Here is a 7,820-nt window from a genome sequence, read left to right as displayed (position 1 = left end):
GCTGAAAGCATCTAAGCGCGAAGCCTACTTCAAGATAAGATTTCCCACCGTAAGGTTAAGATCCCAGGAAGACTACCTGGTTGATAGGTCGAAGGTGTAAGTGCAGTAATGTATTTAGCTTAACGATACTAATAGATCGAGGACTTGACCAAGAATTAAAATGATAATTCCTAAATGTATGCAGTTTTCAAAGTATTAATAAATATAAATTAGGTAAGCATGTTAGTGTAGCTCAACGGAAGAGTAACTGATTTGTAAGCATTAGCTTAGATTAAGACTATGTATTTTATACATAGTTTTTTTGTATTATACTTAAAAGAACCTTTTTACCCTTATTATAATATATATAAGTAGAATGAGAAATAAGGGAGGAAGGAAATGACAACAAAAAATTATTATAAAGATAATAGATTACCACAAGGAGGGATAATTATAGCTCCACCATTTATGTGGCCTAATCCAGGAAATATGCCGCCTTTTCAAAATTACCCACCATTTAAGCCAAATAAACCAAATAAAGAAGATAAAGAAGTTAAGGTTAAAATTAAATCAGTTTTTGAAGATGAATTTGTAGTAGTAGACAATGGATATTTATATGCAACAGGAGAAAAGGTAAATAAAAATGGGATATTTAAGCTAGTATTTACAAATGATAATAGTGTAAAAATAAGATTAGAAGGAAAAAATTTTATAAGATTAGATGAAAAAAGTTTTTTAGTTGCAGATACTAATAAAAAAGGAGCAACTAAATTTTCGATTTATAAAGAAAACAATAGAGAATATTCTTTAAAAGCTCCTAATGGATATTTTGTAAGGGTAAGAGAACAAGATAAAAGACTAGTTGCAAGAGCTGAAAAACCAGGACCAAGAACTAAATTTAAGTTTAGAGTAGTTGAATAAATAATTTTTAATTAAGGGATTGTCACAAAAATTTTTATATTTTTGAGACAGCCCCTTTTTGAAATGAATATAAAATATTAATCAAAAAGAATGATGACTATTATAAAGGTTAAAAAGTTTTAAAAAAATGTGGAATTTTCATATCAAATTTGTAACTAAAAATCCATTGTAAAGATAACGTCAATTAGTTTATAATACAAAAGTCGATAATAAGAAAATAAAATAGGAAAATAAATCATTTAATATAAAAAGATTGAAATTAAATTTTACAATGTACGTCAATACTATGATAGAACGTATTATATTAATAATTCTATAAACATCATTTATAATTAAAAAATATTTAAATAAAAATACAAAACTTACATATAGATAGATATCAAAAATCATCAAAGCCAACAAAAATACTAATCGGCTAGGAGGACATATATGAATCGTAAAAAATTAGCTATAGTGATTATAGCTTTATTAATAAGTATAATAGGAGTTAATAAAATTTTTTCATTTGTTGAACATCAAAGAGAAATAAAATTAGAGGAAAAGAGAATACAAGAAGAAAAAAGAATAGAAGAAGAAAAAAAGCGTAAAGAAGAAGAAGAAAAGAAAAAATATATGGTAGGAGTTAATCATGAAGCTAAAAAATATTCTTATGATGCAAAAATTATATCAGATAAATTTAATAAATATGATTACTCAAACAATGGAGAAAGAATAGTATTTTTAACTTTTGACGATGGAACTTCTACAACAGTTACACCACAAGTATTAAGAGTTCTAAAAGAAGAAGATGTAAAAGCAACATTTTTCTTAACGGGAGAAAATATAGAAAGAGGACAAGAAAAAGCAAAAGAGTTAATTAAAGAGGAATTTAAAAATGGACATGCAATAGCGAATCATTCATATAGCCATGATTATAAGATATTATATCCAGGAAGAACATTAAATTTAGAAAGTTTTAATTCTGATTTTAAAAAGACTGATGATATGCTTAAAGATATATTGGGAAAATATTTCTCAACTAGAGTAATAAGATGCCCCGGAGGACATATGTCATGGAAAGGGATGGATAAATTAGATACTTATTTAGAAAAAAACAACATGGCATCTATGGACTGGAATGCATTAAGTGCAGATGCTGAAGGTAAAAGAAAGAATGCACAAGAATTAGCTGAATATGCGATAAAAACATCGCAAGGTAAAGAAATAGTAGTTTTATTAATGCATGATACATATGGGAAAGAAGAGACAGCAAAATCTTTACCTCAAATAATAAAATACTTCAAAGACAATGGATATGCTTTTAAAACTTTAGTATAGTAAATAATACAAAACTAGATTAATTGGCTGATTTATTATAAGTACAATTAACCTAGTTTTTTTACTATGTCATATAGATGGCTATAATAGAAGTATGGATTTGATATAAAAAATCTAATATAATTGATACATACACGAAATTTAAATTTTAATATATAGTAAGATGAAAGGAGCAGTTTAATGAAAGAATGGAATTTAAAAAAACATATAGTATTATCAGTAGTAATAACCATGTTAATATTCTTAGCTAGCGTCATATGGTTTAATTATAAAAATTATGGCAAGATATCTCTAATGATTTTAACTAATAATAGTGATTTAGCTACAAATGTGGGAATAGGAATGATATCCGTTGGATGTTTATTTATATTTTTAATACTGTTAGCTATATATAAAGTAATAAAATTGCTTACAAAATAAATCTATATTATAAAGATATAAATAATATTTACTTAATTGTTTTAAGATATAAGAATTTTGTGAAATAACCTAGTAAAACATTGAAATACAAGTTTCACCGACAATAACTTGTATTCAGCACAACTAGTAGGTTAACCACAAAATTCTATTTTTAAATAATCTCAATTAACTTAGCGTGAACTACTGTACGAGCATTATCGAATTCATAACTACAAGTAGAAAGAGTAATAATTTTATCAGAAGAATTTACATTTAGATTAGAAGTATTTAGAGATTTTTCTCTAATATGATTAATATAAGAATTAAAATTTTCATTATTATCAAATTTAGTAACAAGATAATCATAAGAAGGGTCAGTTATATAAGCAGAAAACACTTCATATACATATTCTTTATCTTTATCAATAACTCTAATCTTATTATCTCCATTAAAAAAATCAGCATCTTTAAATTTTTCGATATTATTAAACATAGTATCATTTTTCATATTGTGACCATATAAAATGAGATTTTTATCTTCAAAAGATTTATTTCTATAATCCATAAAAATGGTACCAGAGCTAAGTTTATTTTTATAAAAGTCTTTATAAAGATAGAAATAATTGTCAGTAGATTGAACTACAGGATAATTTATATTAGTATTATCAACACTAATCCAAAATCTAAAATCAGAATTAAGATTAGATAAATTATCTTTTTTATTTTTATTAGTATCTTTTAGTTCAGAATAAATTTTATCAGCTTGTTTGTAATCTTTCATCTTAATAAAAATATTATATCCACTATATGTGAGAATTGATATTAGTATTATGTTGATAACTATTTTAATAAGTTTTTTCATATAATCACCTCTAAATATATTTTACATTAACTTGAAAAAAACTAGAAGAAATATTAAACTGATTGAAGAGATAAATTAGCATACTAGGGGGGAAGTTATGTGTTGCACAGGAAACAAAGCAAATAATAACATAAAATTTTATACTTTTATAGATATTTTAAGTAGATATTCAGATGATTATACATCAATATCAACAAGTGAAATAAATAATCAAATGAAAAAACAATTAGGCTTAACCTTGGATAGAAGGACTATATATAGATATATAAATGATATGCAACAATTAGGACTAGAAGTTAGTGATTATGATGAGCAAATTGGTGGATATAAAATGGGATCACATAAGTTAGAAGAATATGAAATAAAATTACTTATAGATGTAGTTTTATCTAGTAAATTTATAACTAAGAAAAAAACAGAAGAATTAATGAATAGACTATTAAAATTAAATTCTATATATATAGGTAAAGATTTTAATAAAAAAATATACATAGATAATAGAGCTAAATCTGTAAATGAAGAGATATTTATTAATATAGATAAAATAAATAATGCAATAAGAAATAAGAAAAAAATATCTTTTAATTATTATGACTATAATTTTAGTAGAGAATTAGTGCCAAGATTAAATCCTGATGGTAATAACAAAATATACATTGTAAACCCTATATCAATGATTTTTAAAAATGAAAATTATTATTTAGTATTAGCAGATGATAAGCATAAAGATTTATCAAATTATAGAATTGATAGAATGAAGAGTATTGAAATATTAGATGACAATATAAGAAATTTAGACGATATACAAGAATGTAAAGAAGGGTTTAATCCATCTATTTATTCAAAGAAAACATTTAAAATGTTCCCAGGAGAAGAACATGAAATAGAAATAAATTTCCAAGCAGGGTTACTTAATTTTATAATAGATGAATTTGGGGAAGATGTAGAAATAATAAAAAATGAAAACAATACATATAATGGAATATTTATCGGAAAAGTTGGATATGGACTTACTAAATGGATACTACAAATGGGTAAAAGTGCAGAAGTTTTAAGACCTCAGAAATTAAGAAATTGTATAAAAGATGAGTTGGATAGTATGAGGAAATTATATTAAAATAATAAAATAAATTTTAAACAAAGGTGTACATAAAAATGTACACCTTGTTTATTGGAAAATATAGGACAATAAGATAAAATTATTAATATAAACAAAATGACAAAAGTTAATGCAATACAATATAAATTAAGTATTAGTATTAAAAATAAAAGGAGGTTAAAAAGCATGTTAGTAGTGTATTTAATAAGTTGAATTAAAAAAATAGAAAAGAAGTAATTTTATATTCACATAAATAAGATTGCTTGAAATGTAGGAATTGAAAATGATGACGATGAAAATAAAAAAGAGAAAACACATCAATTAAAAAAAATGTAAAAATATAAGTATATACGGCGAACGAAAAGGAGTACTACTTAAGTAGAAATATGGTATTCTAATAATAGAAAAACACAGCTTTAAATACAAATAAAGAGGCGAAGAATTATATCCTTTACTTGGGCGCTTGGGGTATAATGAGCCAGTAGCGCAACCGGCTTTTCTAATCAAAACAGCTGTCTTTTATTCACAAAAAAGAGGGGGACTATTATCGTGAATATATTGCTAGTATCAGATTCGTTTATAGTTAGAGAAGCATTAGAAAATTTATTTCAAAATGTATTAAATGTACTTAAATTAAAAACAATGCAAAATGTAAATGAATTACAAAGAGAAGATTTTATAGATGTGGATTTTGCATTTATAGACATTAAGAGAGAATGTGCTCAAAAATTAGATTTAATAAGTGAAGCTAAGAACATATTTAAAAATCTAAAAGTTACCATATTAGATATGGGAAAAAATATAAATATATTTAAAAAGGTAGTAGATTTAGGGATTGATGGTTACATATTGAATATTGAGGAAAAAGAAGATTTTATTTACTCGTTAAAGAAAGTTATAAAGGGTAAGAAAAGTTATGCACCCGATTTACTACCATCCATAATTAACACTACACAAAGAAAAGACATAGGTATCCTAACAAATAGAGAACAGGAAGTCCTAATTGAAGTCTCAGATGGTTTGAATAATAGAGAAATTGCTGAAAAATTGTATATAACAGAATGTACTGTTAAGAAGCATGTGAGTAGTATATTAGACAAGCTAGACATGAGAAATAGAAAAGAAATTATTATTTATGCGAGAGAAAATCTATTACTAGATTAATAAATAGACATGAGGAATGCAAGAAGCTACCTCAGAATTTAAAAATTCTGAGGTAGCTTCTTGCATTTTTTACATGTAAGGAAACTATATTGCCTAATTTCATGTGGATAACCTATGAATGATCGTAATGCTAATGAGTCTAGAAATGTAAAAAATGACATTTTGAGCAACGGACAGAGTCGTTGGCGACATGAAGTGTTTCGCCGACACGTCGCTCAGGCGAAGCGAATTTTTTATTAAAGAGGTAATACTATAAGACCAGATAAATACGGTACCTTTGATCAATATATTTAAATGAATGTATAAGTTATTATTAGTATAGAGGTAATTTAGATGAATACTGTTGATATATTAAAAAATTAAATATAAAAGGGGGAAATCAAATGAAAAAAAATAAGACAATAGCATATATGATGGCAGCAACATTATTAATAGGGGGAGCAGGTTTAGGAACAAAAGCATTATTCTCAGACCAAGCAGAAGCTAAAGGAAATGATTTAAAAATAACAATGGGGAATTTACATGTTAAGTCATATGAGAGTGATTGGAAAGTAACATCAGGTAAAGGAACTGAAGTTAAACAAGGAGATGCAAAAAATAAATTTAAAGATGTAAAACCAGGTGATAGTTTTGAAAAAAAAGTAACTATAAAAAATGAAGGATCTTTAGATCAAATGATTTCTATATCTGGTGGAGGAGCTAAAGCTGGTGTAAGTATTTCATCTGATGTAATTATAAAAAATGATTTGGATAATGCAAAAGACTTCCTACTTAAACCAGGACAAGAAAAAGATTTTAGTATAAAGGTTAAAATAAGTGAAGATATATTTGGAGAGTATGGAAAAGATGGCAGTTGGAATTTAGAATCATTATGTGGTGCAGATTATAGTAATATGCTTGATGGATATAGTATAAATGCAACACAAGTTAAAGTAGGTGAAAATCAAAAGTAATAAAATTTCAAAGAATTATAGATAATAGTGTAAATAAAAGTATAAGACAATATACTACTAAATGATAATTATATAGGTAAACTTAAAACGGCTCTAATGAGGAATTTATTTATATTAAAATATAGATTACTATATTAAATGTAAGTAGAAATATTTATGAAAATTAAAAAAACCAGGGGGATAAAATAATGAAAAAAAATAAAACAGTAGCATATATGATGGCAGCAGCATTATTAATAGGGGGAGCAGGCTTAGGAACAAAAGCATTATTCTCTGATTCAGCTAAAGCTGATGGAAATGATTTAGTAATAACAATGGGTAATTTAAATGTTGATACAGAAGAAAGTAAATGGACAGTAACTTCAGCAGATGGAACTGAAATAAAAGATAAAAATTTAGAAAATAATTTTGAAAATGTAAAACCAGGAGATACTTTTGAAAAAACTGTTACTATAAAAAATGAAGGAAGTTTAAGACAAGATTTAAAAGTAACAGGTGGAGGAATTGTAGCTGAAAGTAATGTTATACCAGGGGTAGAAGCTACAAGTGAATTATATGATAATCAAGAGTTTTCATTAGCACCAGGAACATCACAAGATTTTAAAATAAAAGTTAAAGTAAGTGAAAATATGGGTGGAGATTATCAAACAGAAGGAAGTTTTAATAAAGAAAATAAACAAACATTTAATCTAGATTCAATGTTTAATGCATATGAAATACAAGCAAATCAAACAAAATAAAAATTAAAAATTGAATTAAATTCAGAAAAATAAATTACATAAAAAATTACAATAAAAGAGCTATAGATTAAAATCTATAGTTTTTTTATTTAATAATAAAAAAATTCTAATAAATAATAAGGAGTATTTAATAATGAAAAAAAATAAAACAATAGCATATATGATGGCAGCAACATTACTAATAGGAGGAGCAAGCTTAGGAACAAAAGCACTATTCTCAGATCAAGCAGAGGCTAAAGTAAATGACTTAATAATAACAATGGGAAATTTGCATGTAAAAGTAGATGAAGGTGACGGATGGATATTAAAATCTGGAAATAAAACAGTAATAAATAGTTTATAAAATCTTACAAGAAGATTGTAAAAATATAAACTATAAGCTGCGT

The 7,820-nt window shown here is 25.4% G+C and carries 9 protein-coding genes, 1 rRNA gene and 1 riboswitch; of the genes, 9 read left to right on the top strand and 1 reads right to left on the bottom strand.

Annotated elements, in window-relative coordinates; all coding sequences use genetic code 11:
- The 4 genes from CHF27_RS13070 to CHF27_RS13055 form a co-directional block, all read left to right on the top strand.
- A 23S ribosomal RNA gene (locus CHF27_RS13070) occupies nucleotides 1-152 on the top strand; the annotation flags it as partial.
- A 226-nt stretch (nucleotides 153-378) separates the two neighbouring features.
- Nucleotides 379-900 carry a fascin domain-containing protein gene (locus CHF27_RS13065; protein ID WP_095406050.1) on the top strand — a complete coding sequence of 174 codons (522 nt, stop codon included), beginning with the start codon at nucleotides 379-381 and terminating at the stop codon, nucleotides 898-900.
- Nucleotides 901-1,329: 429 nt separating this feature from the next.
- Nucleotides 1,330-2,217, top strand: coding sequence for a polysaccharide deacetylase family protein (locus CHF27_RS13060; RefSeq protein ID WP_095406051.1), 888 nt, complete (start codon nucleotides 1,330-1,332; stop codon nucleotides 2,215-2,217).
- A gap of 180 nt (nucleotides 2,218-2,397) precedes the next feature.
- A complete protein-coding gene (locus CHF27_RS13055; RefSeq protein WP_095406052.1) occupies nucleotides 2,398-2,637 on the top strand; it encodes a hypothetical protein in 240 nt (79 codons plus the stop codon).
- A gap of 151 nt (nucleotides 2,638-2,788) precedes the next feature.
- On the opposite strand, the gene srtB is transcribed toward CHF27_RS13055, so the two are convergent.
- Nucleotides 2,789-3,478 (bottom strand): class B sortase, encoded by a 690-nt coding sequence (gene srtB / locus CHF27_RS13050; RefSeq protein WP_095406053.1) that lies wholly within the window; start codon nucleotides 3,476-3,478, stop codon nucleotides 2,789-2,791.
- A 97-nt stretch (nucleotides 3,479-3,575) separates the two neighbouring features.
- Here srtB and CHF27_RS13045 point away from each other — a divergent pair, with 97 nt between their 5' ends.
- From CHF27_RS13045 to CHF27_RS13025, 5 genes are all read left to right on the top strand, one after another.
- Nucleotides 3,576-4,595: a helix-turn-helix transcriptional regulator gene (locus tag CHF27_RS13045; RefSeq protein ID WP_095406054.1), complete on the top strand. Its 1,020-nt coding sequence runs from the start codon at nucleotides 3,576-3,578 to the stop codon at nucleotides 4,593-4,595.
- Between the two features lie 403 nt (nucleotides 4,596-4,998).
- Nucleotides 4,999-5,082: riboswitch (cyclic di-GMP riboswitch) on the top strand.
- Between the two features lie 44 nt (nucleotides 5,083-5,126).
- A complete protein-coding gene (locus tag CHF27_RS13040) occupies nucleotides 5,127-5,741 on the top strand; it encodes a response regulator transcription factor (protein WP_095406055.1) in 615 nt (204 codons plus the stop codon).
- A 383-nt stretch (nucleotides 5,742-6,124) separates the two neighbouring features.
- Nucleotides 6,125-6,694, top strand: coding sequence for a M73 family metallopeptidase (locus tag CHF27_RS13035; RefSeq protein ID WP_095406056.1), 570 nt, complete (start codon nucleotides 6,125-6,127; stop codon nucleotides 6,692-6,694).
- 188 nt (nucleotides 6,695-6,882) lie between these two features.
- Nucleotides 6,883-7,434, top strand: coding sequence for a hypothetical protein (locus CHF27_RS13030; protein ID WP_095406057.1), 552 nt, complete (start codon nucleotides 6,883-6,885; stop codon nucleotides 7,432-7,434).
- Between the two features lie 133 nt (nucleotides 7,435-7,567).
- The gene (locus CHF27_RS13025; RefSeq protein WP_095406058.1) at nucleotides 7,568-7,777 is read left to right on the top strand and encodes a hypothetical protein; all 210 of its coding nucleotides are present in this window, start codon (nucleotides 7,568-7,570) and stop codon (nucleotides 7,775-7,777) included.
- The last annotated feature ends 43 nt before the right edge of the window (nucleotides 7,778-7,820 follow it).

The sequence above is a fragment of the Romboutsia maritimum genome (genome assembly GCF_002251085.2).
Classification (GTDB): domain Bacteria; phylum Bacillota; class Clostridia; order Peptostreptococcales; family Peptostreptococcaceae; genus Romboutsia_B; species Romboutsia_B maritimum.
The sequence above is the reverse complement of the archived record's forward strand: the minus strand, read 5'-3'. Positions and strand labels throughout refer to the sequence as shown.

Coding starts and splice junctions, on each gene's coding strand:
- CHF27_RS13065 (WP_095406050.1), top strand. CDS start 379: ATGACAACAAAAAATTATTATAAAGATAATAGATTACCACAAGGAGGG.
- CHF27_RS13060 (WP_095406051.1), top strand. CDS start 1,330: ATGAATCGTAAAAAATTAGCTATAGTGATTATAGCTTTATTAATAAGT.
- CHF27_RS13055 (WP_095406052.1), top strand. CDS start 2,398: ATGAAAGAATGGAATTTAAAAAAACATATAGTATTATCAGTAGTAATA.
- srtB (WP_095406053.1), bottom strand. CDS start 3,478: ATGAAAAAACTTATTAAAATAGTTATCAACATAATACTAATATCAATT.
- CHF27_RS13045 (WP_095406054.1), top strand. CDS start 3,576: ATGTGTTGCACAGGAAACAAAGCAAATAATAACATAAAATTTTATACT.
- CHF27_RS13035 (WP_095406056.1), top strand. CDS start 6,125: ATGAAAAAAAATAAGACAATAGCATATATGATGGCAGCAACATTATTA.
- CHF27_RS13030 (WP_095406057.1), top strand. CDS start 6,883: ATGAAAAAAAATAAAACAGTAGCATATATGATGGCAGCAGCATTATTA.
- CHF27_RS13025 (WP_095406058.1), top strand. CDS start 7,568: ATGAAAAAAAATAAAACAATAGCATATATGATGGCAGCAACATTACTA.